Consider the following 23,375-nt stretch of genomic DNA (forward strand, 5'->3'; position numbering starts at 1 on the left):
GACAGCATGCGCCACATCGTCCTCCACTGGTAAGCAAAGCTGGCGCTGCTGCGCTCCGATGGTCCGGGGCCGCGGGGGTCCTCCGGGCGAGCAGGAGGAATGCTGGCCCTTCCCCGGCGAATGTGGCGCCCACTGTACAGGCGGGAGTTTTGGCAGGCCGGGGGAAGTGGGACCGTCCGATAGCCAGTTCGCGGAAGGCCCGCGGCCGCCCGGCGCGCTCGCCCTTGGCCCCGTCCGTCCAGGCGTCGCCCGGCAGGCCGTACGCTAGAAAGCGTGGATCATCCGGGCATTTTTCGTGTAGCGATCGTGGGCGCCGGCCCGCGGGGCACCTCCGTGTTGGAACGATTGCTGTCCAACCAGCAGGCACGCGGTGGAGCCCGGCTGCGGATCCATCTGGTGGATCCGTTCCCGCCCGGGCCCGGCCATGTCTGGCAGCCCGGCCAGTCCCGCTTGTTCCTGATGAACACGCCCTGCCTGTTCCCCACGGTGGTGCCGGCACCCGGGACCGAGCACGTGGGACCCGAGCCGCTGGCCGGGATGACTTTCGAGGCCTGGCGCTCCGCGGTAGCCGCCGGCAGCATCCCGGACGTGCCGCCGGACGATGCCGAGGAGGCGGCGGCGCTGGGGCCGGCCGACTTCCCCAGCCGCGCGCTATACGGACGCTACCTGGCCTGGACCTTCGCGCACCTGGCCGCGCGGACCGGAGCCGATGCCTCGCTGACCGTCCATGCGGCCGAAGCCACCGGCCTGGCACGGCACGACGGCGGGTGGCAGCTTGAGCTGAACGACGGCACTAACTTGCCCGCTGACGCCGTGGTACTGGCGCTGGGGCATGTTCCTGCGGCGCTGAACCCGGAGCAGCAACAGCTCCAGGACGCGGCGGCGCGGCACGGCCTGCACTACCTGGCGCCCAATGTGCCGGCCGACGTGGACTGGGGCAGGCTTCCGCCCGGGCGCACGGTGCTGGTACGCGGAATGGGTCTGAACTTCTTCGACCTGATGATCCAGGTGACCGAGGGCCGCGGCGGCCGTTTTGTACCAGCGACGGACAGCGAGCCGTTGACCTACCTGCCGTCGGGCAAGGAACCGCGGCTGGTGGCGGGTTCCCGGCGTGGCACCCCCTACCGGGCGAAGGCCAGGATCAAGAGCTTTATCCCGGCCGGTGTGGAGCTGCGGCACTTCACCACGCACGCGGCCCGCCTGTTCGCCGAGGCCGGCGTGCAGCCGGGCTTCGACCACGATTTGTGGCCCATGCTGCACCGCGACGTCTATTGGACCTATTACTCCACTCTGGCGCGGGTGGAACCGGACTGCCTGAAGGTGGCGCCGCAGGAGCTGCTGGCAGGGCTGGACCAATTGCTGGCGGAGAAATGGGAGCCAGGGAACCGCACGTTGCTGACCCGGGTCCGGGCGTACCTGGCCGAACGGGTCAGCGAGGACAGGCTGCTGGACGTGGAAGGCCTGGCCAAGCCCTTCAGCGGCCATAAATTCGCGTCCGTGGCGGAGCATCAGCAGGCGGTGCTGGACTATCTGGACGCCGACGCGGAGGGTTCAGCGCGCGGCACCGATGATCCGCTCAAGATGGCCGTCGGGACCCTGAACGCCGGCCGCTCGCTGTTGAAGAAGATTGTGGCCGACGGCGGGATCACCGAGGAATCCTGGTTGGCCGAGCTGCGCGGCTGGTTCGAACCGCTGGTCGAGGGGCTGGCCAGCGGCCCGCCGGCCCAGCGCATCGAGCAGTTGGCCGCCCTGGCGCGGGCCGGCATCGTCGAGTTTGCGGGCCCCGAACCGGTCTACCAAGTGGATCCGGACACCGGCCGCTTCCGGGTCACCTCGCCGTGGGTCGACGGCGCCGAATACAGCGGCGCCTACTTGGTGGAGGCGATGATGCCGGCCAACCGAGTGGCGCACAACCGGTCCTCGCTGCTGCGCCGGATGCTGGAAGACGGCCTGGCCCGGCCCAAGCTGATGATTGGACCCAACGGGGCGCCGGTGACCGGTTCCGGCCTGGACGTCACGCAGCCGCCGTACCGGCCGCTGGACCGGAACGGGCAGCCGGTGCAGAACCTGTACGTGATCGGACTGCAGCTGTCCTCGGTGCAGTGGGGCACGTCGATTGCCGCCGAGGCCGGGGCATCCGGGGAGACCGGCGGCCGGACGTTGCAGGACGCCGACCGGATAGCCGGCGCCATCCTGGACGCAGCCGAGACCAGAAGCCTGGCTGACCCCGCGCAGGCGGGCACCGCCGTCGTTGGCAGCGGAGGCAAGGGCCGCTGACGCCGTCCCTGCCCGGGAACACAACAGGCCCTCCCGGGTGGGAGGGCCTGTTGGTCGAGCTGGGTGTTAGCGCTTGTTCCCGCCGTTGCCGCGGTCCTTCTCCATGTCCAGGCCCACGATGATCGGATCGTGGTCGCTGGCCCGGAAGGGATCCGGGGCGTAGAAGTTGGTGGCGTTGTAGTTGTACCGGCTGTATTCCAGCGCGATCGATTCCACCGAGTTGATGTTCCAGATGTCGGCGCCCTTGACCTTCGCGTCCGCTGCGGGCGAGGCGAAGATGTAGTCCAGCGAGCCGACCATGCCGCCGAAGCTGTAGCTGTGCTCGCCGGTCTTGGCGCCCTGGTCCACGTAGCCTGCCTCGGTGAGGACCTTGATCGGGTCCTCCTTCGCGTAGGAATTGAAGTCGCCGGTCAGCAGAACCTTGCCGGTCCGGAACTTCTCCTGCATCTGCTCCGCGAAGTCCACCAGCGAATGTGCCTGCGCGGTGCGGGCTGCATTCCAGGCGCCCTGGCCGTGGTCGGCGTTCTCACCCGAGTTCGGGCCGGAGCCCTTGGACTTGAAGTGGTTGGCGATCACCACGAAGGTATCCGAAGGGCCGTTCTTGGCCTTGAACGCCTGGGCCAGCGGCTTGCGCGCGTTGGCGAAGGCCTCGGTGTCGTTGTGGATCACCGACTCCTGGACCGTCTTCACCTCGTCCTTCTTGTAGATGAAAGCCGTGCGGATGAAGTCCTCATCTGCCAGCGCCGGCTGCTCCTCCGGCGACCGGACGTAGTCCCAGCCGCCGTGCTGGGGTCCCTTGCCCGAGTGCTTTCCGTTGTGGCGGGTGTCGCCCAGATCAGCATTCAGTGCCTTGGTCAGCGCGGCCAGGGCGGAATCGCGGTCCTTGCCGAACTGGGCGGAGTTCTCGATCTCCTCCAGCGCCACAATGTCCGCGTCCAGCGCGTTGATGGCTGCCACGATCTTGGCCTGCTGGCGTTCCAGGTTCTCCACGTCCCAGGCACCCCGGGCATCGCAGTTGCGGGCCGTGATCGGGTTGCCGTCGCGGTCCGTGAAGGAACCGCAGCCCGCCACCTGGTCACCGGTGGTGCTGAAGTAGTTCAGCACGTTGAACGAGGCCAGCTTCACGCCGCCGACCTGCTCCGGAGCATCGGTGCGGGTGTTCTGGAACGACGCCGGCTGGACGCTTTCCGCGTTCTCCACCGTCAGGTGGTTCAGCGGCTGGAAACGCCAGAGATCGAACCGGTAATCCAGCACCACGTTGGTGGCGAAGCTGGCCGGGGAACCCACCCGGACCGGATCCTCTGCGGACAGGTAGGGCAGCGGGATGTCCTTGTTGGCGTCCGCGCCCAGGTAGTTGACGCTCGAGCCGTCGTCCAGCGTGACGGCCAGGGCGGCGTTCTTCTCCGTTTCGGCCCAGAACTCGTCCGAACCGTAGGCTCCGACGGCGGTGGGCTGTACGAGCGGGGAGTCGCCGGCGGCAAGGCCGATCTCGCCGTACTGATTCAGGGAGAAGTTGTCGGTGACGGTGAAGCCGCCCTGGGGCGCCAGCAGCATCCCCTCGAACTTCTCGCGCTCCGCCTCCGTGGCCGGCCAGCCGACGGCCGCTGCCTTCGGCGCCTCCGCGGCCTCCTTCAGGACGGTCAGTCCTTCGGCGGCGACGGTGACCTCGGTCAGGCCGTTGAACTCGCTGACCTTGCCGGTGACCTCCACGAAGTCGCCGGCCTGCACGTCGCCGACCGTTTCGGGGGAGTAGACGAACACTGCGTCCGACGCAGTCCGGTCAGTGGTGTTGGTGTCGCCGCCGGTCCCTTCGGTCTGCAGATAGTAGCCGTCGAAACCGCCGGTGGCGTAGGCAGCGGTCACCACGCCGCGGGTACTCACTGTCTTGCCGGCCAGCGGGGACTGCGTGCCGGTACCTTGGATTTCGGCGATGGTGGCTGCCTCCGGCTCCGGATCACCGCCGCCGTTGCCCTCGCCGGATCCCTGCGGGGAGACATCTTCGCTGAGGCTGAAGTCGGCCGCGTTGTTGTTGGTATCGGCACCGTCCGCGCGGTTCATCGACCGAACGTCCGTGTTGCTCCTCGGCGACTGGGCCGCTTCGGTCTCGAAGGTGTTCGAGGTGCCGTAGCCCAGCAGATCCACCACAGTGCCGCGGTCCACCACAGAACCGGTGCCCAGGTCGGCCACAGCGCCGGTCTGGTTGGCCAGCAGCAGGGTGCCGTTGGTCCCGGACGGGGTCAGGCCGGTCACCAGGTCCGGCTCCGGCAGCTCCTCGCCGTTGTTACCGTTGGAGTTTGCCTGCACCAGGTAGTAGCCGCCGGGCTCAATGCTGCCGGACAGGGCTGCCACTCCGGTGGGGTTTCCGGTTCCGCCGGCCGAGCGGTACTGCAGCGACCAGCCGTCCAGGCTGACCTCGGCGTCGGTGGGGTTGTACAGCTCGATGAATTTGTTGACGTAGGCAGCGCCGGCGCTGCCGCCGGACAGGTAGGCCTCGTTGATCACCACATGGTCGCCGCCGCTGCTGCCGCCGGCCTCGACGGCGGAGGGCAGCCGGACGGTGGTTCCGGAGGCGGCCGCGCTCAGTTCGAAGTAGCCGCCGTCCAGCGTGGGAGGCGCGGTGAATTCGATGGAGGCACCGCCGTCGGCCACCGGGAAGGTGCCCAGATCGGTACGGGTGCCGGCCGCGTCGACGTACGCCAGCGACACCTCGGTGTTAAGCGGAGCGCCGAGCGACGTCAGGTCCAGCTTGGCGAGCTGCACGCTGACCTGCTGGCCGGGTCCGATGGAATCCGGTGCCCCGGTAACCTGCACGGTGCGGCGGGCGAAGTCCGGGGAGAGCGGACTGTTGTCCTGGATGTAGTCGATCCAGGCGTCGCGGTCCACCAGACCGGAGTCGCGGGTGTCGGCCCCCTCGTTGAAGACGTGGAAGTTGTCGCCGCCTTGGGCCAGGAAACTGAACGTGCCCACCCGGTAGCCGCGCTCCGGATCCAGCGGGTCGCCATTGACCCAGATGCCGGTGATGCGCTCGCCTTCGGGCAGCGCCGCGTCGTAGGTGTAGTTGACGTTCTTACTCAGGCCCAGCTGCAGGTAGGCGCGGCTGGGCACCTCGCCGGCTGCGGTGCGCTGCCACTGCTGCTCCAGCAGGGTCTTGACCTGAGCGCCGGTCAGCGTGGTGGTCCACAGGTTGTTCAGGAAGGGCAGCACCCCGTTGGCCTCGGCGTAGGTGACCGTGCCGTCGGGCGCGTAGTAGAGCTCGTTGCGCAGCCCGCCGGGGTTCACCACACCGATTTCCGCAGCGCCGCGTTCGGCGGAGGTGAGCGATGCCAGCAGCGAATCGGCCACCAGGTTGCCCAGCGTCGATTCGGAACCGCGGTCGTCCCGGTCCGGCTCCGTATCCGCGTCCGGACCGTCGGGCAGGAAGGCGGTGGTGATGTCGCCGGTTACCGAGCCAACCGGCTGGGCGCCGACTTCCTCGGCGTTGTCCAGTGCGGCTTGGACAATCGAAGATACTTCGGCCACCCGCGGGTAGGCGGACACCAGTTCGGCGTCGGCGGTGCCGGTCCGCGGGACGACGGCGGCGGTGTGCGCCAGGACCTCGTCCGCCTCGGCGTCGTAGCTGAGCTGGACCTGGCCGATGTTAGCGCCGTAGGAACCGGTCTGCACCACGGGCCGCGTCTTGCCGTCACCACCCGGAACCGGTGCGTCGAAGCTGTAGGCCTGGTGCGTGTGGCCGTTGAAAATGACGTCCACGTCCGCGCTGGTCTCGTTGGCAATCCGGTTGAACACGGCGCTCGCCGCCACGGCGCTGGCCAGGTCCGTGTTCGTGTTGGCGCCCTCGTGATAGGACGCCATGATGACGTCGGCTTCGTCGCCGGCGCCGTCGGTCAGCTGGGCAGCCACCCGGTTGACGGCGTCCACCGGGTCGCCGAACTCCAGATCCGCGATCCCGCCCGGGGACACCAGCGAGGCGGTCTCCTCGGTGACCACGCCGACCACGCCGACGGTCACGCCGTTGACCGGGACCAGCTCATATTCGGGCAGCGCCGGGTCGGTAGTGCCGGCCCGGTACACGTTGGCGCCCAGCTGCGGGTACTTGGACGCGGGGGCCACACGGTCCGCCAGGTCGGCGAAGCCGCGGTCGAACTCGTGGTTGCCCACCGCCGTCGTCGCCAATTCCAAGGCGTTGAGCACATCGATGGTCGGCTGGTCCTGCTGCGTGGAAGACGCGAAGACCGAGGCACCAATGTTGTCGCCGGCGGACGTGAACAGCGTCCCCTCGGGGTTCTGCGCCCGGAGCTGTTCCACGGTGCCCGCGAACTTGACCGTGTTCGCGTCGATCCGCCCGTGGAAGTCGTTGATGCTCAGGAGGTTGAGGTCGACCGGATCGGCCGCATGCGCGGGCAATGCCGCGAACGGCGCCGCCACCAGGCCTGCGGTCAGGACCGCTGCCAGCGCGGTCTTCGGTGATGAAGTAGCCATTTGGCCCTATCTCTCAAGGTGTAAGTGATGATCCGCGCACCCAGGGAACGGCTGCGGCACGGCTGCACGGTGCAAGCACCGCTCCCCAGTTCAACTGGAAGGGATGAACGGGAGGTTACCCCAGGGCCAGAAGCAGCGGAACACTTCTATGAAAGAAGAGCTTCAAAGAGGGTGAAACGTTCGCCAAGCCTTGACAGAAAGGGCCGAGGCCGTTGCGCAGCGGGACGGCCGAGCCAAGCGCCGGCAACGCGGGACGCCTTGAAGTGGCAGGTGCACGAACCCCGCCAGAGCCTGCAGCGGCGGCCCGGCCAAGCCCGTCGGCCGGCAGCGGGCCCCAGAACTTAGCGGCGGCTGTCCTTGAGCGTGCCGGTGGTCGGCTCGTCCTTGGCGCCCACCAGGCAGAGCAGTTCACGGTCCTGCTCGCCGCTCCAGCTTTCCTCGGTGGGGTTCAGATGGATCAGCTCCAGCGCGGAGTCGTCGTAGGGGGTGCCGGCGAAGGCCTTGAACTCGGCCAGGCAGAACTCTTCGGCCTTGGCCGCCACTTCTGCGTCGCCGGGATAGTCGCCGTCGGGCAAGTTGCTGGCCGCAAACGCTTCCAGCTCGTGGGGCTGATCGCACGGCACAAACTCCACCTCGGTGAGGCGTTCGGCGTGCGGGTTGTTCAGGCAGTCGCCCACCTTGATGGCGTACGCGCCGGCGGAAGCGGCTTCGGTCACGGCACCGGATTCATCCCGCGGCGGTTCCTGGGCGTCGCCCAATCCGCAACCGCTCAGCGCTGCCAAGAGAACGACGACGGCGGCCGCCTTGAGTGGGTGGCGGCGGACTGGCGCGGACTGGCTGGGCACGGGGTCTCCTCGGGCTTTTGGTGCAACGGCTCCTAGCCGAGGTTATACCGGGGGTGCGGGGGAGGCAGAATGCGCGCCCGTCCAGTCCGGCGGGTCGCCGCGTCTTCATGTGGTGGAAAAGCAGCAGGTGCCCGGGCCTCACGGCCAGGACACCTGCTGTTGAAGCGGAAGGTATGGGATTTGAACCCATGAGACGGGGTTACCGCCTACTGGTTTTCAAGACCAGCTCCTTCGGCCGCTCGGACAACCTTCCTCACCTTGTAGTCTGACACGGAGGGGCATACCCGGGCAAAGCGCGCACCCTCAAGGTTTTTGCGTCCCGGACTAGGTGAGCGAGGCAGGCATGAGAGCGGTTTTTTACGAGGGAGCAGGCGGACCCGAGGTCCTGAGGCTGCGGGAGACGGAAGCCCCGCAGCCGGCGGCGGGCGAGGTAGTGATCGATGTGGCTGCCGCCGGAGTCAACCGCGCGGATGTCCAACAGCGCAACGGCGTGTACCCGCCGCCGCCGGGCGCGTCCGAGATTCCGGGTCTGGAAGTGTCCGGTCGGGTGTCCGCGGTGGGGGCCGGCGTCACCGCGCCGCGGGTCGGCGACGAGGTCTGTGCGCTCCTGGCCGGCGGCGGCTATGCCGAACAGGTTGCGGTCCCTGCGGGCCAAGTGCTGCCGGTACCCCGGGGTGTGGACCTGGTGACCGCCGCGGCGCTGCCGGAAGTGGCCGCCACGGTCTTCTCTAACCTGTTCATGGCCGCCGGCGTGCAGGCCGGCGAAACCGTGCTGATCCACGGCGGAGCCGGCGGCATCGGCACCATGGCGGTCCAGCTGGTCGATGCGTTCGGCGCGATCCCGGCGGTGACGGCGGGCAGCCAGGAGAAGCTCGACGTCGCGCGTGAGCTGGGTGCCGAGGTGCTGATCAACTACCGCGAGGAAGACTTCGTGGAGCGGATCAAGGAAGCCACCGGGGGCCGCGGCGCGGACGTCATCCTGGACGTAGTGGGTGCCAAGTACCTGCAGCGGAACGTGGACGCCCTCGCCACGTCCGGCCGGCTGGTCGTGATCGGCCTGCTGGGCGGGGCCAAGGCGGAGCTGAACCTGGGCCAGCTGATGGCCAAGCGCGGTGCGGTCATCGCCACCACGCTGCGGGCCCGTCCGTCGGAGGAGAAAGCCGCCATCATGCGCGCGGTTGCCGAGCATGTCTGGCCGCTGGTGGTCTCCGGGGACGTCACGCCACAGGTGCACCGCACGTTTGCTCTGGCGGACGCCGCGGCGGCCCACGAGTACTTCGATTCGGGCGCCCACACCGGCAAGATCCTGCTCACTACCTCCTGAAACGGAGGGCTCCGTTCCCTGTAGACGGCGGCGCTGCTACGGTGCATCGTTAATAGCATCGGCGTTCCACGAAGGGGGAGCATCATGAGCGAGAAACCCACCGGCGCCCTGCCCGGGCAAGCCGGCAACGACCCGGATTCCGACCTGCTGGTCCAGGACCCGAACCTGCCGCCGGTAGCGCTGGATCCGGCCGCGGAGGCCGAGCAACACAAGTGGACGCCTACCAAGATTGTTATCTGGGTAGCGATCGCGCTGCTGGGCGGCGTGAGCTGGAGCGTGCTTGCCTTTTCTCGTGGTGAAACGATCAACGCCATTTGGTTCGTTTTCGCCTCGGTCTGCACGTATTTCATCGCCTTCCGCTTCTATTCCAAGTTCATCGAGAACAAGCTCACCCGCCCCAACGATCGGCGCGCAACGCCGGCGGAGTACAACGCGGACGGCAAGGATTACGTGGTCACGGACCGCCGCGTGCTCTACGGCCACCACTTCGCCGCCATCGCCGGCGCCGGTCCGCTGGTCGGGCCCATCTTGGCCGCGCAGATGGGCTACCTGCCCGGCACGCTGTGGATCATCGTCGGCGTCGTCCTGGCCGGCGCCGTGCAGGACTACCTGGTGCTGTTCTTCTCGATGCGCCGCGGCGGCCGTTCGCTCGGCCAGATGGCGCGTGAGGAACTCGGCCGCGTCGGCGGCACGGCTGCCCTGATTGCCACGCTGGCCATCATGATTATCATCGTGGCGATCCTGGCACTGGTGGTCGTCAACGCCCTGGGCGAATCGCCCTGGGGTGTCTTCTCGGTCTCCATGACCATCCCGATCGCCCTCTTCATGGGCATCTACCTGCGCTTCCTGCGGCCGGGCAAGGTCAGCGAGGTCTCCATCATCGGCTTCGGGCTGCTCATTGCCGCCATCATCGGCGGCGGGGCGATTGCCGAAACCGGATGGGGCGCAGCGATCTTCACGCTGGATAGGACCACCATCGCCTGGGGCATCATCATCTACGGCTTCATCGCGGCCGTGCTGCCGGTTTGGCTGTTGCTCGCTCCGCGCGACTATCTCTCCACCTTCATGAAGATCGGCACCATTTTGATGCTGGCACTGGCCATCGTGCTGGTCCGACCTGAGATCAACGTACCGGCCTTCAGCGAGTTCGCCAGCCGTAGTGATGGTCCCGTCGTCGCCGGTTCGCTGTTCCCGTTCCTGTTCGTCACCATCGCGTGCGGCGCGCTCTCGGGGTTCCACGCGCTGATTGCGTCCGGCACCACCCCCAAGATGCTGCAGAAGGAGAAGCAGTCCCGCTTCATTGGCTATGGCGGAATGCTGATGGAGTCGTTCGTGGCCATCATGGCGCTGGTCGCGGCCATCTCGATCGACCGCGGCATCTATTTTGCGATGAACTCTTCCGCGGCGGCGACCGGTGGCACAGTGGAAGGTGCGGTGGCTTTCGTCAACAGCCTGGGCCTGGCCAACGTGAACCTGACGCCGGACATGCTGACCGAACTGGCCCGCAACGTCGGCGAGGAGTCGATCGTCTCGCGGACCGGCGGCGCCCCCACCCTGGCCGTCGGGCTGTCGCACATCATGCAGGGCCTGATCGGCGGCGTCGCGATGATGGGCTTCTGGTACCACTTCGCCATCATGTTCGAGGCGCTGTTCATCCTCACCGCGGTCGATGCCGGAACCCGTGTGGCCCGCTTCATGCTGCAGGACACCATCGGCAATGTCCTGCCGAAGTTCAAGAACATGTCCTGGCGCCCCGGTGTCTGGATCTGCACGGCCATCATGGTGGCCGGCTGGGGGTACATACTGATCTTGGGGGTCACCGACCCATTGGGCGGTATCAACACGTTCTTCCCGCTCTTCGGCATTGCCAACCAGTTGCTGGCTGCCATCGCGCTCGCAGTCTGCCTGGCTATCGCGGCCAAGCGCGGAGCGTTCAAGTACCTGTGGATTATCGCGCTGCCGCTGGCCTTCGCTTCGGTGATTACCATCTGGGCCTCGATCCTTAAGATCTTCAGCCCGGACGTCAAGGTGGGCTACTGGGCCAACAACTTCGCCAACCGCGACGCACTGGCAGCGGGCCAGACCAGCTTGGGGAACGCCAAATCGGTAGAGGAAATGGAGGCGGTGGTCCGCAACACCGCGGTGCAGGGAACACTGTCCATCATCTTCGTAGTCCTGACCATCATCGTCATTGGAGCCGCGCTCATCGCCACCTTTAGATCCTGGCGGCTGGGCGGGGAGCCTTCGCACGAGGACCCGGCAGTGGTGTCCTCCACCTACGGGCCGGCGGGACTGTTTGCCAGCCGGCCTGAGAAGGAGTTGGAGAAACAATGGAACGCATTGCCTGCCGCAACCAGGCGGGCAAGGACGGGGCATGGCGATGTCGAGCATTAACTGGCCACAGGCGCGGCGCGGCTGGCGGAGTTTCGCGTGGTACTTCAAGGGAGTGATGGGCGAGCACGCCTATCAGGATTATCTGGATCACCACCGGCTGGCCCACCCGGGCACGGAACCGATGAGCGAACGCGAGTTCTGGCGGGACAAGACGGACCGGCAGGAGAACAACCCGCAGGGCCGCTGCTGCTGACTCGAGAATAACGACGGCGGTGCCCGCACCGGAGCGTGGGCCAGCAACGTTCCGGTGCGGGCACCGTTGCGCCCGGAACACGACGCCATCTGCTCTGCGCCGGATGGCTCTCTCTGGCAAGATAAAAACATGAGCGAAGAGCAGACGCCGCAGCCCGAAGAACCGGTCATCGTCGGCGCACTGTCCGGCCGGCGCCGGGAAGCAGACGAGCAGGAGCCCGAGGCTGCCGGCACCGACGCTCCGCGGCCTGGCCGCGGCGGGTCCAAACTCGCCGACCTGGTGGACGAACCGGCCAAGGTGATGCGGATCGGCACCATGGTTCGCCAGCTGTTGGAAGAGGTGCGCAGCGCCCCTCTCGACGACGCCGCACGGAACCGGTTGGCCGAAATCCACGAGCGGTCCGTCAAGGAACTCGAGGACGGGCTGGCACCGGAGCTGGTCGAGGAACTGCACCGCATCAACCTGCCCTTCACTGACGATTCCACGCCCTCGGACGCCGAGTTGCGGATTGCCCAGGCGCAGCTCGTCGGTTGGCTGGAAGGCCTGTTCCACGGGATCCAGACCGCCATCGCGGCCCAGCAGGCGATGAATCAGCAAATGGCGGCGCGGATGCAAATGCGGCAGCTGCCACCGGGCACCATGATTGCGCCGGGCGTCGTGATTGGCGACGACGGTGAACCGCGCCGCGCTCCCGGCGCCGAGGGGGAGAACGCCGGCCAGGACGGCGAACGCCACGTCGGTCCCGGGCAGTACCTCTAGGACCGTGGCGCTCTTCGGCGCTGCCCGGCAGGCCCGCCGGGACGACAAGGACCTCGGCAAGGGCATCTGGCGCCGCGCGCACGACCGCTTCCGGCGCGCCCTGGAGCGCTACCATCAGGTCCTCGAGGGTGTGCAGGACGACGGGCTCTACAGCGAGCTGCTGCCGATCGCCAATCAGGTGGCCGGGCTCCTTCCCCGGGTGCGCAGCTGCTGTGTGGCAGCGCAAGCCCTGCACCCCACCGACGGCTTGGACATCCCGGGCGGTCCCTTGGCCGAGGTGCACCGAAGCCTCTCCAAGGCCGGCAATTCGCTGGCGGCCACCGCACAGGCATCGGCCATGGCCAGGCTCGGCGGCACCCGGGGCTATGAAACCGGGGTCGAGAACGTGCGGCGCCACGCCGCCGTCGTCGTTTCAGATCTCGCTGAGGCGGAGCGACTACTGGCCGGCCTGGAGGGTGGCGGCGCAGGGCAGCGTTAGCGGACGCCAGCCTTCCGCCACCATGGCCTCTTGGGTCCGGGCGTGCCATTATGTTGGCAATCAGGTGCCAGGGTAGACGGCCCGGTTCCGGGCGGAATGGACGCACGCTCATGACCTACATCAGGCATTTCGACGATGTGGGGGAAGCGGATCTCGGCGCGCTCGGTGGCAAGGGCGTCGGTCTGGGCGGCCTCCTTCGGGCCGGGGTGCCGGTGCCGGCCGGATTCGTGTTGAACACTGCGGCCTACACGGCCTTTGTCGATGCCAGTGACCTTGCGGCGGACATCCAGGAGTTGGCCGCGCTGGGACCGCAGGCGGCAATGCAGGACTACCAGCAGGCCTCCGAGCGGATCCGGACCCTGTTCGCCGGCGGCACCATGCCGGACGAGGTCGCCGCCGAACTCGGCGTCGCCTACCAGAGCCTTGGCCACGGGCAGACGCCGGTGGCGGTGCGCTCTTCCGCCACCGCGGAGGACCTCGCCTCGGCCAGCTTCGCCGGACAGCAGGACAGCTACCTCAATGTGCGCGGGGCGGAGGGCCTGGCCGTGGCCGTGACCGGCTGCTGGGCATCGCTGTGGACGGCCCGCGCCATGGCCTACCGTGCGCGTGAAGGCATCGGACCCGCGTCGGTGCGCCTGGCGGTGGTGGTCCAGCGGATGGTCGGCGCCGACGCGGCCGGGGTCATGTTTACCGCTAATCCGGCCAACGGGCGCCGCGACCAGGTGGTGATCAGCGCCGCCTGGGGGCTGGGCGAATCCGTGGTCAGCGGAACGGTCACCCCCGACAACATCGTTGTCGATGCGGCGACGGGCCACGTGCTCACCCGACGGACAGCGGACAAGGACGTGATGACCGTCTACGCGGAGCACGGCACCCGGGAACAGCCGGTGCCGCAGGAGCGCCGCCGCCAGCAGGTACTGGATGATCCGGCGGCGGCGGAACTTGCCCGCTTTGGAGCACGGATCGCGGAACACTTCGAGGCGCCGCAGGACATCGAGTGGTCACGAACCCGCGACGGCTTCTTCTTCCTGCAGTCCCGGGCCATTACGGCGCTGCCCGAACCAGCGGCCGACCCGCCGGACAACTGGCCCGTGCCCTACCGGAACGGGCTCTACTTCCGCGCGAGCATCGTGGAACAGTTGCCCGACCCGCTCTCGCCGCTGTTCGCCGACCTGATTGACGGCTCCGTATCGCGGTCGCTCAGAGTCCTGATGCACGAAGCTTTGGGCAAGAACGTCATTCACGAGGACGATGTGGGGCTGCCCACCGTCAACGGCTACGCCTACTACTACTACCGCAATCGGGCGATGCTGCGGATGCTGGGCCGGACACCGGCCGCGATGGCGGCACTGGTTCGCGGCAAAGCACACATGGGGGTGGCCGGGTGGCGGGACTTCTCCCACCCCCGCTATGAGCGGATCGTTGCGGACTGGTCGGCGAAGCCGGTTAGGGAACTGTCGGGAGAGGAACTGCTGGAGGGCGTGCAGTCCCTGGTGGATGCTTGCGCGGTGTACTACACGGCGGTGCAGTCCATCATTCCCATCGCCGCGACCAGCGAAATCTCCTTCCGGGCGTATTACAACAAGGCAGTCCGCCGCAAGGAAGATCCTCCCGCCGTGACCTTCCTGCTGGGCTATGACAGCGAACCCATCCGGGCGGAAAAGTCCCTCTACGACCTCTCAGCCTGGGCCCGCGGAGTACCGGGGCTGGCCGCGGCGCTCCTCGCTACGCCGGCAAAAGAACTCGCCGACTCGCAGCGCACGGATTCCCCTCCAGCCGGGGTCGACCCTGCTCTGTGGCGGCAGTGGCAGCCGCGGCTGCAGGCCCACCTCGACCGGTTCGGCCACACGGTCTACAACCTCGACTTCATCCATCCGGTGCCGGCCGATGATCCTTCGCCGCTGCTGGAAACAGTGAAGTTCTACCTGCGCGGCCAGGGCCAAGACCCGCACGAACGGCAACGGATGGCGGCCGCCCGCAGGGAGGACCACACCCACCGCATCGGTACCCGGCTCGGACGGACCCGCAGGGCCGCCGCGTTCTTCCGGTTGCTGCGGTGGGCACAGAATGCCGCCCCCATCCGCGAGGACGCCCTGGCCGACGTCGGCCTGGCCTGGCCGCTGGTCCGCCGGATGCTGCTGGAGCTCGGACAGCGGCTGGTCAATGCGGCAGTGATTGCAGAGCCCGCCGACGTGTTCTGGCTGCGTCATCGGGAACTGGCCAGCGCCGTCGACTTCGGCCTGGCCGCGCCACGGACCCGGGAAGCCCCGGGAAACCAGGGAATCATTCCGGACCAGCACGGCACACCGGCGGTGGCCATTACCGGAGCAGACCATCCTGTGCGGGCGGACGCAGTCGAGGAGCGCAAGATGCTGTGGCGGGGCCAGTTGAAAGCCGCCGCCCCGCAGATGCTGCCAGAGAGCAGGCTGATGGAACGGGCCTTCGGATCAATGATGCCCGCGCGGTCCCGGCAGGCCGACGGCATCATCAAGGGGATCGGGGCCAGTCCCGGCCGGGTCAGCGCTCCCGCCCGGGTCCTGAACGGGCCGGAGGACTTCGGCCGGATGGAGCCTGGCGACGTCCTGGTCGCCCGCATCACCACTCCCGCCTGGACGCCGTTGTTCGCGATGGCCTCGGCGGTGGTCACCGACGTCGGCGGCCCCCTGAGCCACAGCTCCATCGTGGCCCGGGAATACGGCATCCCCGCGGTACTCGGGACAGGGGCGGCCACGCAACGCATCACCAGCGGCCAGCGCATCCAGGTGGACGGCGACGCCGGCACCGTAGCGACCGAGCAGCCGCCGGCCGGCCAGACGCAGGCGCTCTAGCGGTGGAGTTCCAACGGCTGCTGCAGGTGCTGGAAGGTCTCCACGATGAGCTCGACGCTCAGCGCTTCGGGGACGTCCGGGTCGCCGGCTTCGAACTCGGCCAACTCCACCCCGAGGACGTCCCCGTTGGGCAGCGCCGAGAAGATTGCGGCGACCTGACGGGGCAACAGCCCGGAAGGAATCTTGTAAGCGGCGGGGATGTAGCCGGGCTCCAGGACGTCCCAGTCCACATGGATCCAGACGGGACGGCCGGCAACGAGCTCCAGCACCGCCTCGGGCGTGGCCTGTTCCGGTGACAGGATGGTGACCCCGGCGTGCTGCAGCAGGTCCATCTCGGCGGTGTCGATGTCCCGTGCGCCAACCAGAATCACGTTCCGCGGGTTTACGGTGCCGCCGTGGCCGCTGTCCCACAGTCCGCAGGCGCCGGCCAACGCCATGCCGCCCAGATAACCGGATTCGGTGGTGTCCGGGGTGTTGAAGTCCCCGTGGGCATCGATCCACAGGAACACTGCGCCAGGGTGCCTTTCCGCTGCCACCGGCATGGTGGCCAGACTGGCCGCGCAGGTGTTGGTGACCAACAGCGGTATGTCGCCGGCGTCTAGGGAGGATCCGACGGTCTCGGCGAGCCCGCGCAGAGTATCCGCTGCCTGCTCGAGGGCCGGCCGCCAGTCATCTTGGATCGCCGGCGACGGCTGGCCCACAACGGTCGCCTCGACCGACAGATGCTCGGCCAAAGCACGCCCCGCCTTCCGCGCCCCGACGAGGGCGCCTTCGGTGCGATCGGCGACCCTGCCCTGGTTGATGATCAGGCGGTAATCCAAGGTTGTCCTTCTTTCCAAACACGTGGCATCGGGCCGGGCATGCAGCGGCGGCCTGTCCCATTCTTCCCGAAGCTGCGGCGGCCCCCGAAACACGCGGACCTCCGGCCGGACATCACCCGTCGGCGGCCGGGGTGTGCGTTCGGCGCATCTCCTGGGCGAGGGCCGGGTTGCCCTCCTCCAGATGGGCGATCACGTTCTCTACGATCTCGGGTTTTTTGTTCTGGCTGAGCTTGGCTCTCGCATCAAAGCGTTCCACCAGCATCCGCAGCCCGACGGTGCCCTTGGCAATGCGGCGGGTTCCCTGCTCGTCTTCGCCGAGCTGCCGACCGCCGGGCTGATGCTGCTCGAAGTGCTCGGTGAGACGGGTGAGCATCCCATAGTTCTCGTCCTCGGTGAGGATCTCCGGAGTTCCGTAAAGATGCGCGGTGACGTGGTTCCAAGTGGGTACCAGGTCGCCGCCGGGTGCGTACCAACTGGGCGAAACATAGTCATGCGGACCTTGGATAATGACCAGAATTTCGTGGCTGCCAAGCTCGTGCAACGTCTCGTCGGGGCGGCCGAAGTGGCTGACGATGGTGATCTCGTCACGGTCTTCCTCGAGCAACACGGGGTAGTGGGAGGCAACCAGACCGTTGCTTGTCGCGGACACGAAGGTGGCCCAAGGATTGTTCCTGATCAAGCGCTTGACCTCGTCGGGGTCCGTCATCAGGTAGGCGGGGGTGTGCCGCATCAGGGAGTTCCTTTCGTGGATGCACCAAGGCAGGCAAGGGGCCTACCGGGCCAGCATGCCACCTTGCTCCGGTGTGGTGCCACGCCTGAGGCATAGAAAAACCCCGCCACATCGCTGATGTGACGGGGTTTTCGCTGGAGCCCCCTGCCAGAATCGAACTGGCGACCTTTTCATTACGAGTGAAACGCTCTACCGACTGAGCTAAGGAGGCGGGAAGCTGCACCGTTGCCGGGCTGAATCCACGAAGAACAACTATATGGGAGCCGTGGCGGGCCGGTCAAAACGGGGCGGCCCGCCTCGGCCTAGGAACAGACGGTGCCTTCGGCAGGCATGCTCCCGTCGGCGAAGTAGTTGTCGACGGCCTCGCGGATGCACGTGTTTCCGCGCCCGTAGGCCGTGTGTCCCTCGCCCTGGTAGGTCAGCAGTGTGGCAGAGTCCAGTTGCGCGGCCATCGACTCGGCCCACTCATAGGGGGTGGCGGGATCCCCGGTGGTGCCGACCACCAGGATGGGGGCGGCACCTTCGGCGTGGATCGGGGCGCGTTCACCCGTGGGTTCGTACGGCCAGTCCCGGCAGTTCGCCCCGCCGAAGGCCAGATAGCGGCCGATGGTGGGGGAGGCCTGCTCCAGTTCCTTGGCGTCCTGGCGCATGCCGGCCACGTCGGTCACCATCGGGTAGTCCAGGCAGTTGATCGCCATGAAGGCGTCCGTGGTGTTGTTGGTGTAGTGGCCGTCCTGGTCGCGTCCGGCCCCGGCGTCGGCCAGCAACAGCATGCTGCTGGGATCGCCCCGGAACGCAGTGGTCAGGGCCTGGGTCAGGACCGGCCAACTGGCGTCGTCGTACAGGGGCACCAGCAGGCCGGACACGAAGGTGCCCACGGGCACCAGGCGGCCGTCGGGCGCGGTGAGCGGACTCTCCTCGACCGAGCGGATCAGATCCCGCAATTGGCCGACGGCGGTGTCCACGCTGCCACTCATCGGGCAGCCGGCATTGTCCAGGCAGTACGCCGTGTAGGCGTGGATGGCATCTTCGAAAGCCGCCGCCTGGCCCAGCGTGACCTGCTCGTTGCTCAGCGCGGGATCCAGTGCGCCGTCGAGCACCATCCGTCCCGTCCGTTCCGGGAAGAGCCCGGCATACGTGGCACCCAGGAACGTGCCGTAGGAGAAGCCCAGATAATTCAGCTTTTCATCGCCGACCACGGCACGGATGATGTCCATGTCCTTGGCCGCGCTGACCGTGTCCACCTGGCCCAGTACCGGACCGGTCTTCTCGTCGCACTTGGCGGCGAGTTTGGCGGCGTCCTCGATCGCCCGCTCAATATCCGCGTCCGAGTCGCGGTTGTAGTCCGTCTCCCGGGCCTGATCGCGCTCGGCATCGGTCTGGCAGGTCACCGGAGCGGAGCGCTGGACCCCGCGCGGGTCGAAGCCCACCAGGTCGTAGTCGCTGCGGAGCTGCTCGGAGAACATCGTCTGCAGGCCGTCGCGCAGCAGGTCGTAGCCGGAGGCTCCGGGACCGCCGGGGTTCACCAGGATGGACCCTTGGGCGGAACCGCCGGCGTCGCTGCGGATGGCGGCGATCTTGATTTTCTCGCCGCCGGCGTCCGCGTAGTCCAGCGGCACCTCGATGTCGGCGCACTCCAGACCGTTCTCGCAGGACTTCCAGTCAACGGCCTGCGTGTAGAACGGCATCAGCTCTTCGGCCACGCCGTCGGTCACCTGCGCCGGGTCCGCGGGCTCGCGCGCCTGTTCCGGCGCGATCACCGAACAGCCGGTACCCAGCAGGAGAACGACGGCGGCCAGTACCGCCGCAGCGGATTGGCGCAGCTTTGACGCGGGGTGCCTGTGGCTGGTGCTGGGCATTGCGGGCGGCTCCTGGGTAGTTGCTGCTGGCGAGATCCGGGTGGGACTTAGAGCAGGCTGACGGCCATGGCTTCCATGGCCAGGACGGGGGCAACGTTGGTGCCCAGGCGTTGCCGGGCCTGGGCGATGGCGTCCATTCTGCCCAACGTCTGTTCGGGGGTGGATCGTTCCGCGTAGCTGGTGAGGTCCTGGCGCAGGTATTCGTTGACCAGTTCGGTCCCCGTCCCCAGTTGCAGCGTGAGCACGTCGCGGAAGAAGGTGCTCAGGTCGATCAGCACGCGGTCCAGCGAGTCGCTGAGGCTGCGCTTGGCGCGGCGTTTCTGGTCTTCTTCCAACCGCTTGAGCTGGCTGCGGATGGCCGGCGGCATGGCGCCCTTTTCCGGCGCCCCCAACGCGATCAGCAACGCTTCGCGTTCGGATTCATTGCGTTGTTCGGAGGCAGCCGCGGCGTCGGCATTGGAAATGTCCACCAGCTCACCGGCGGCGGTGACGGCATCGGCCACGCCGCGCAGCCGCAGCGGCAGCCGGACAATCGTGTCGCGTCGATGGCGCGCGTCGGCGTCGGCGGCCAGTCGGCGGGCCACCCCGATGTGGCTTTGGGAGACCTTGGCGGCGAAGCCGGCCAATTCGGGATCGGCGCCGTCCCGGCGGACCAACAGCGCCGCGACGTCGTCGGCCGGCGGAATGCGCAGGCTGACCGGGCGGCAGCGGGAGCGGATGGTGACCAGCACGTCCGCCGGGCTGGGAGTGCACAGCATCCAGATGGTCCGCGGCGGCGGTTCCTCGATGGCCTTGAGCAGCACGTTGGTGGTGCGTTCGGTCATCCGGTCCGCGTCCTCGATGATGATCACGCGCCAGCGGCCCGAGGACGGCTTGTCCTGCGCCTTGCCGACCAAGTCGCGCATCTCCTGAATGGAGAAGGTCACGTTCTCCGTGGCCACCAGGGTGGCGTCGGCGTTGGAGCCGGCCAGCACCGTGCGGCAGGCGTGGCAGGTGCCGCAGCCGCGCGCGGCCGGATCCTGCTGGTCGCACAGCAGTGCGGCGGCGAAGGCCTTGGCGGCGTTGCTGCGGCCGGAGCCGGGCGGGCCGGTAAACAGCCAGGCGTGCGCGGGGCGTTCGGCGGCTGCCGCGCGGCTGAGCTGTTCGATCACCGCGCTCTGGCCGGGCAGATCGGACCAGACGCTCACGCGATCAGCTCCTGGACCCGGTCCATGATGGCCGCGGTGAGTTCTTCCCGTCCGGCACTCGCGTCCAGGACCAAGTACTTCTCCGGGGCAGCGCCGGCCAACTCCAGGAATGCCGTGCGGATCCGCGAGTGGAAGTCGTCCGGTTCGGATTCCAGCCGGTCTTCGGCGGCGTCGCCGGCTGTGCGGCGGTCGCGGCCCTGCTGCGGGGCGACGTCCAAGAGGACGGTCAGGTCCGGCAGCAGTCGCTCCGTCGCCCACAGATTGAGGTCCCGGACTTCGGCCAGGCCGAGCCCGCGGCCGGCGCCTTGGTACGCCACCGAGGAGTCGATGAACCGGTCGCACAGCACCACCTCGCCGCGTTCGAGCGCAGGCCGGATGACCTGTTCGACGTGGGCGGCGCGGGAAGCGGAAAAGATCAACGCTTCGGTGCGGGCATCAATCTCGCCGTGGCCGTGTTCCAGCACCAACGCACGCAGCTTTTCCCCAACGGGCGTGCCGCCCGGCTCCCGGGTCCGGAGCACCGTGCGGCCCATCGCCCGCAGGTGGTGTTCGACGGCGGTGGCTTGGGTTGATTTTCCAGCCCCGTCCCCGCCCTCGAAAGCGATGAAGAGGCCGCTGGCATTGGCGGGCTGGCGGTCGGAACTCACCTGATTAGCCTAGCCGGAATCGCCAGTGCACGCGGGACGGTCACAGTTAACGTGTGGATGGCGGCCGGTACTAATCTGCTGTCATGACCGATGCCTCCTCCCGCGACCTTCAGCATGCCGCGCATCTTGCTCCGGACACCGTGGTGGTGTCCGCCGGACGGCCGCCCCGCGACCACGACGCCCCGGTCAATCCGCCGGTAGTGCTGTCCTCCACGTTCTTCGGCCGCGGCGAAGTGGTCCAGGGCGACCGCGCGTACGGGCGGTACTCCAACCCCACTTGGGACCCGTTCGAAGAGACCCTGGCCGAACTGGAAGGCGCCGCGCTGCCCGGCCTGGTTTTCGCGTCGGGCCTGGCCGCCGTTTCGGCCGCGCTCTCGCTGATTCCCTCCGGCGGCGTCTTGGTCATGCCCAGGCATAGCTACCAGGGCAGCCTGGCCATGGCCGAGCAAATGGCCGAGCGGGGCGACCTGCAGTTGCGCACGGTGGACATCGCGGACACCGCTGCCGTGACGGAGCAGTTGGGCGGCGCCGACATGCTGTGGCTGGAAAGCCCCACGAACCCAATGCTCGAGATTGCCGAAGTGGAGGCGCTGGCCACCGCCGCGCACCAGGCCGGCGCAGTCGTGGTCGCGGACAATACCTTCTCCACCCCGTTGGGCCAGCGTCCGCTGGCGGCGGGGGTCGACGTCGTTGTGCATTCGGTGACCAAATATCTGGCCGGCCATTCGGATGTGGTGCTGGGCGCCGTGGTGACGTCCAACGAGGAACTGCGCTCCAAGCTGCTGGTGCACCGGTCGCTGCACGGGGCCATCGCCGGACCGTTCGAGACCTGGCTGGCGCTGCGCGGCGTGCGGACCCTGGCCCTGCGGATCGAGCGTTCCCAGGCCACCGCGGGTGAGCTGGCGCGCAAGTTGCAGCAGCACCCGGCGGTGGAGGCCGTGCGGTACCCCGGCCTGCCCGAAGATCCGGGGCACGCCCGGGCCGCCGCCCAGATGGACGGCTTCGGCTCCATCATTGCCATCCAGGTCAAGGACGGTGCCGCCGCTGCGGACAAGGTCATCGACGCGCTGCAGTTGTGGCTGCCGGCAACGTCGCTGGGCGGGGTCGAATCGCTGATCGAGCGGCGCCGGCGCCATGTCAACGAGCCGGAAAGCGTGCCGGAGAATCTGCTGCGGCTGTCGGTGGGAATCGAGAACCCGGCAGACCTGTGGGCGGACCTGGAACAGGCCCTGGCCGCCGCCAACGTGTGAGACTGCCGAAACATACCCCCACCAGTTAGGCTTAAGGCGTGCAACTTGCCTACGACATCCAGTACTGGCTCTACATGGCCCTGGGGCTGATCGCCCTGGTGATTGAACTGTGGGCGCTGGCGGATTGCGTGGGCCGCAAGGCCGACTACTTCCAGGCCGCGTTCAAGAAGACCAAGGGCTTCTGGGTGGGCGTGCTGGTAGCCGCCACCGCCGTGGGCGCGTTGGCCGCGCTGGGGGCCGGCGGCCTGGGCACGTGGATGATCTTCCAATTGGCAGCCGTGGCCGCGGCAGGCGTCTACCTGGCGGACGTCAAGCCCGCCCTGATCGAGGTCAAGGGCGGCGGGTCGGCCTACCCCTGGTAAGTGCCGCCACCGCCCGATGACGGAGCGACGGCCTTCCACGCGACGGTGACCTCGCCCAGGCGCCAACGCGAGGGGCCATCCAAAACCGGCCATCCGGCGTCGTGCATTGATTTGCACATGGCCAGCCAGCGCTGCCGATAGCCGAACGAGGCCAGCGGCGCCGCGTCCGCCCACGCCCGGTCCAGCGCCTGAAGGTAGCGGTGCACCGGTTCGCCCGGGATGTTGTGGTGGATGAGAGCCTTGGGCAGCCGCTCTGCCACCTCCGAGGGCCGGGCGAACGCGCCGAAGCGCAGCGATATGCTCAGCGAGAGCGGGCCTTCCGGGGCAACGGCAATCCACGTGGCCCGGCGTCCGATCTCATCGCAGGTGCCGTCAATAAACAGACCGCCGGGTGCCAGCCGGCCGCGAACCGTGTCCCACGCTGCGCCGAACTCGGATTCCTGGTACTGCCGCAACACGTTGAACGCGCGGACCACCGCGGGCCGGCGGCCGGATACCGGGATCTCGAACCCGCCCTGGCGGAAGCTCAAACCCGGACGTTCCAGGGGCTTGGCGACGGCGACTCGGGCCGGCTCGATCTCAATGCCGATCACTTCAACATCGGCGCGCACCCGGCAGAGGCGCTGGTGGAGTTCGACGGCGGTGGTTGGCGCTGCCCCATAGCCCAGGTCGATGACCAGCGGATCCACGGCCCGGCGCAGTCGGGTGGCTTCGGGGCCGGCCAGCCAGCGGTCCATCCGACGCAGCCGGTTGGGATTGGTGGTGCCCCGGGTGACGGTTCCGATGGGTCGGCGGACCGGCCGGGGGGCGGTCGGGGTGGTCTGGGGCACGAGAAAAAAGAATAAGGGCACCGCGGCCCGCCAGATGCCGCTACCGCGTCGATTGTGCCGAAGCTCACGGGGGAATTTCCGTAACGCCCCGGACCACGTCCGTCGGCGTAAC

General features: G+C 68.0%; 17 protein-coding genes and 2 tRNA genes. 9 read left to right on the forward strand and 10 right to left on the reverse strand.

The window, feature by feature from the left end; all coding sequences use genetic code 11:
• Window positions 1-306 precede the first annotated feature (306 nt).
• Window positions 307-2,277 (forward strand): FAD/NAD(P)-binding protein, encoded by a 1,971-nt coding sequence (locus ACWF5H_RS12910; RefSeq protein WP_452037375.1) that lies wholly within the window; start codon window positions 307-309, stop codon window positions 2,275-2,277.
• Window positions 2,278-2,343: 66 nt separating this feature from the next.
• Here the strand turns inward: ACWF5H_RS12910 and ACWF5H_RS12915 are convergent, their stop codons facing one another.
• From ACWF5H_RS12915 to ACWF5H_RS12925, 3 genes are all read right to left on the reverse strand, one after another.
• The gene (locus ACWF5H_RS12915) at window positions 2,344-6,756 is read right to left on the reverse strand and encodes an ExeM/NucH family extracellular endonuclease (RefSeq protein ID WP_452037322.1); all 4,413 of its coding nucleotides are present in this window, start codon (window positions 6,754-6,756) and stop codon (window positions 2,344-2,346) included.
• A gap of 341 nt (window positions 6,757-7,097) precedes the next feature.
• Window positions 7,098-7,601, reverse strand: a complete 504-nt coding sequence (locus ACWF5H_RS12920) for a septum formation family protein (RefSeq protein WP_452037323.1) — start codon at window positions 7,599-7,601, stop codon at window positions 7,098-7,100.
• A gap of 165 nt (window positions 7,602-7,766) precedes the next feature.
• Window positions 7,767-7,854, reverse strand: a tRNA-Ser gene (locus ACWF5H_RS12925).
• Between the two features lie 90 nt (window positions 7,855-7,944).
• On the opposite strand from ACWF5H_RS12925, the gene ACWF5H_RS12930 reads away from it, so the two are divergent.
• The 6 genes from ACWF5H_RS12930 (at window position 7,945) to ACWF5H_RS12955 (ending at window position 15,577) form a co-directional block, all read left to right on the forward strand.
• Window positions 7,945-8,925, forward strand: a complete 981-nt coding sequence (locus ACWF5H_RS12930; RefSeq protein WP_452037325.1) for an NAD(P)H-quinone oxidoreductase — start codon at window positions 7,945-7,947, stop codon at window positions 8,923-8,925.
• Window positions 8,926-9,009: 84 nt separating this feature from the next.
• Complete coding sequence (locus tag ACWF5H_RS12935) at window positions 9,010-11,319, forward strand: carbon starvation CstA family protein (protein WP_452037326.1); 2,310 nt, start codon at window positions 9,010-9,012, stop codon at window positions 11,317-11,319.
• A complete protein-coding gene (locus ACWF5H_RS12940; RefSeq protein WP_452037327.1) occupies window positions 11,300-11,512 on the forward strand; it encodes a YbdD/YjiX family protein in 213 nt (70 codons plus the stop codon). The genes ACWF5H_RS12935 and ACWF5H_RS12940 overlap by 20 nt, the downstream gene beginning before the upstream one ends.
• A gap of 129 nt (window positions 11,513-11,641) precedes the next feature.
• Window positions 11,642-12,271: a bacterial proteasome activator family protein gene (locus tag ACWF5H_RS12945; RefSeq protein WP_452037328.1), complete on the forward strand. Its 630-nt coding sequence runs from the start codon at window positions 11,642-11,644 to the stop codon at window positions 12,269-12,271.
• Window positions 12,272-12,275: 4 nt separating this feature from the next.
• Window positions 12,276-12,749 (forward strand): hypothetical protein, encoded by a 474-nt coding sequence (locus ACWF5H_RS12950; protein WP_452037329.1) that lies wholly within the window; start codon window positions 12,276-12,278, stop codon window positions 12,747-12,749.
• 110 nt (window positions 12,750-12,859) lie between these two features.
• The gene (locus ACWF5H_RS12955) at window positions 12,860-15,577 is read left to right on the forward strand and encodes a PEP/pyruvate-binding domain-containing protein (protein WP_452037330.1); all 2,718 of its coding nucleotides are present in this window, start codon (window positions 12,860-12,862) and stop codon (window positions 15,575-15,577) included.
• Here ACWF5H_RS12955 and ACWF5H_RS12960 read toward each other — a convergent pair.
• The 6 genes from ACWF5H_RS12960 to tmk form a co-directional block, all read right to left on the reverse strand.
• On the reverse strand, window positions 15,574-16,398 hold the full coding sequence (locus ACWF5H_RS12960) for an arginase family protein (RefSeq protein WP_452037331.1): 825 nt from the start codon (window positions 16,396-16,398) through the stop codon (window positions 15,574-15,576). The genes ACWF5H_RS12955 and ACWF5H_RS12960 overlap by 4 nt on opposite strands.
• A 112-nt stretch (window positions 16,399-16,510) precedes the next feature.
• Window positions 16,511-17,128, reverse strand: a complete 618-nt coding sequence (locus ACWF5H_RS12965) for an FMN-binding negative transcriptional regulator (RefSeq protein ID WP_452037332.1) — start codon at window positions 17,126-17,128, stop codon at window positions 16,511-16,513.
• Window positions 17,129-17,263: 135 nt separating this feature from the next.
• Window positions 17,264-17,339: transfer RNA gene (locus ACWF5H_RS12970), tRNA-Thr, on the reverse strand.
• Window positions 17,340-17,430: 91 nt separating this feature from the next.
• Window positions 17,431-18,987, reverse strand: coding sequence for an alpha/beta hydrolase (locus ACWF5H_RS12975; protein WP_452037333.1), 1,557 nt, complete (start codon window positions 18,985-18,987; stop codon window positions 17,431-17,433).
• Window positions 18,988-19,034: 47 nt separating this feature from the next.
• The gene (locus tag ACWF5H_RS12980; protein ID WP_452037335.1) at window positions 19,035-20,174 is read right to left on the reverse strand and encodes a DNA polymerase III subunit delta'; all 1,140 of its coding nucleotides are present in this window, start codon (window positions 20,172-20,174) and stop codon (window positions 19,035-19,037) included.
• Entirely contained in the window at window positions 20,171-20,821 is a 651-nt protein-coding gene (tmk, locus tag ACWF5H_RS12985) for a dTMP kinase (protein WP_452037336.1), read from the reverse strand. The genes ACWF5H_RS12980 and tmk overlap by 4 nt, the downstream gene beginning before the upstream one ends.
• Window positions 20,822-20,904: 83 nt before the next feature.
• Between tmk and ACWF5H_RS12990 the strand changes: the two genes are divergently transcribed.
• Together ACWF5H_RS12990 and ACWF5H_RS12995 are read left to right on the forward strand one after the other, a co-directional pair.
• Entirely contained in the window at window positions 20,905-22,071 is a 1,167-nt protein-coding gene (locus ACWF5H_RS12990) for a trans-sulfuration enzyme family protein (protein WP_452037337.1), read from the forward strand.
• A gap of 38 nt (window positions 22,072-22,109) precedes the next feature.
• Window positions 22,110-22,433: a DUF2516 family protein gene (locus tag ACWF5H_RS12995; RefSeq protein WP_127513287.1), complete on the forward strand. Its 324-nt coding sequence runs from the start codon at window positions 22,110-22,112 to the stop codon at window positions 22,431-22,433.
• Here ACWF5H_RS12995 and ACWF5H_RS13000 read toward each other — a convergent pair.
• On the reverse strand, window positions 22,421-23,170 hold the full coding sequence (locus tag ACWF5H_RS13000; protein WP_452037376.1) for a class I SAM-dependent methyltransferase: 750 nt from the start codon (window positions 23,168-23,170) through the stop codon (window positions 22,421-22,423). The two genes, ACWF5H_RS12995 and ACWF5H_RS13000, sit on opposite strands and share 13 nt — an antisense overlap.
• Between the last annotated feature and the right edge of the window lie 205 nt (window positions 23,171-23,375).

Source organism: Arthrobacter sp. NPDC055138, from assembly GCF_053607305.1.

Excerpts from the sequence above, each read along its gene's own strand:
- ACWF5H_RS12915 (WP_452037322.1), bottom strand. The coding sequence starts at position 6,756 with ATGGCTACTTCATCACCGAAGACCGCGCTGGCAGCGGTCCTGACCGCA.
- ACWF5H_RS12930 (WP_452037325.1), top strand. The coding sequence starts at position 7,945 with ATGAGAGCGGTTTTTTACGAGGGAGCAGGCGGACCCGAGGTCCTGAGG.
- ACWF5H_RS12935 (WP_452037326.1), top strand. The coding sequence starts at position 9,010 with ATGAGCGAGAAACCCACCGGCGCCCTGCCCGGGCAAGCCGGCAACGAC.
- ACWF5H_RS12940 (WP_452037327.1), top strand. The coding sequence starts at position 11,300 with ATGGCGATGTCGAGCATTAACTGGCCACAGGCGCGGCGCGGCTGGCGG.
- ACWF5H_RS12945 (WP_452037328.1), top strand. The coding sequence starts at position 11,642 with ATGAGCGAAGAGCAGACGCCGCAGCCCGAAGAACCGGTCATCGTCGGC.
- ACWF5H_RS12955 (WP_452037330.1), top strand. The coding sequence starts at position 12,860 with ATGACCTACATCAGGCATTTCGACGATGTGGGGGAAGCGGATCTCGGC.
- ACWF5H_RS12965 (WP_452037332.1), bottom strand. The coding sequence starts at position 17,128 with ATGCGGCACACCCCCGCCTACCTGATGACGGACCCCGACGAGGTCAAG.
- ACWF5H_RS12975 (WP_452037333.1), bottom strand. The coding sequence starts at position 18,987 with ATGCCCAGCACCAGCCACAGGCACCCCGCGTCAAAGCTGCGCCAATCC.
- ACWF5H_RS12990 (WP_452037337.1), top strand. The coding sequence starts at position 20,905 with ATGACCGATGCCTCCTCCCGCGACCTTCAGCATGCCGCGCATCTTGCT.
- ACWF5H_RS13000 (WP_452037376.1), bottom strand. The coding sequence starts at position 23,170 with ATGGACCGCTGGCTGGCCGGCCCCGAAGCCACCCGACTGCGCCGGGCC.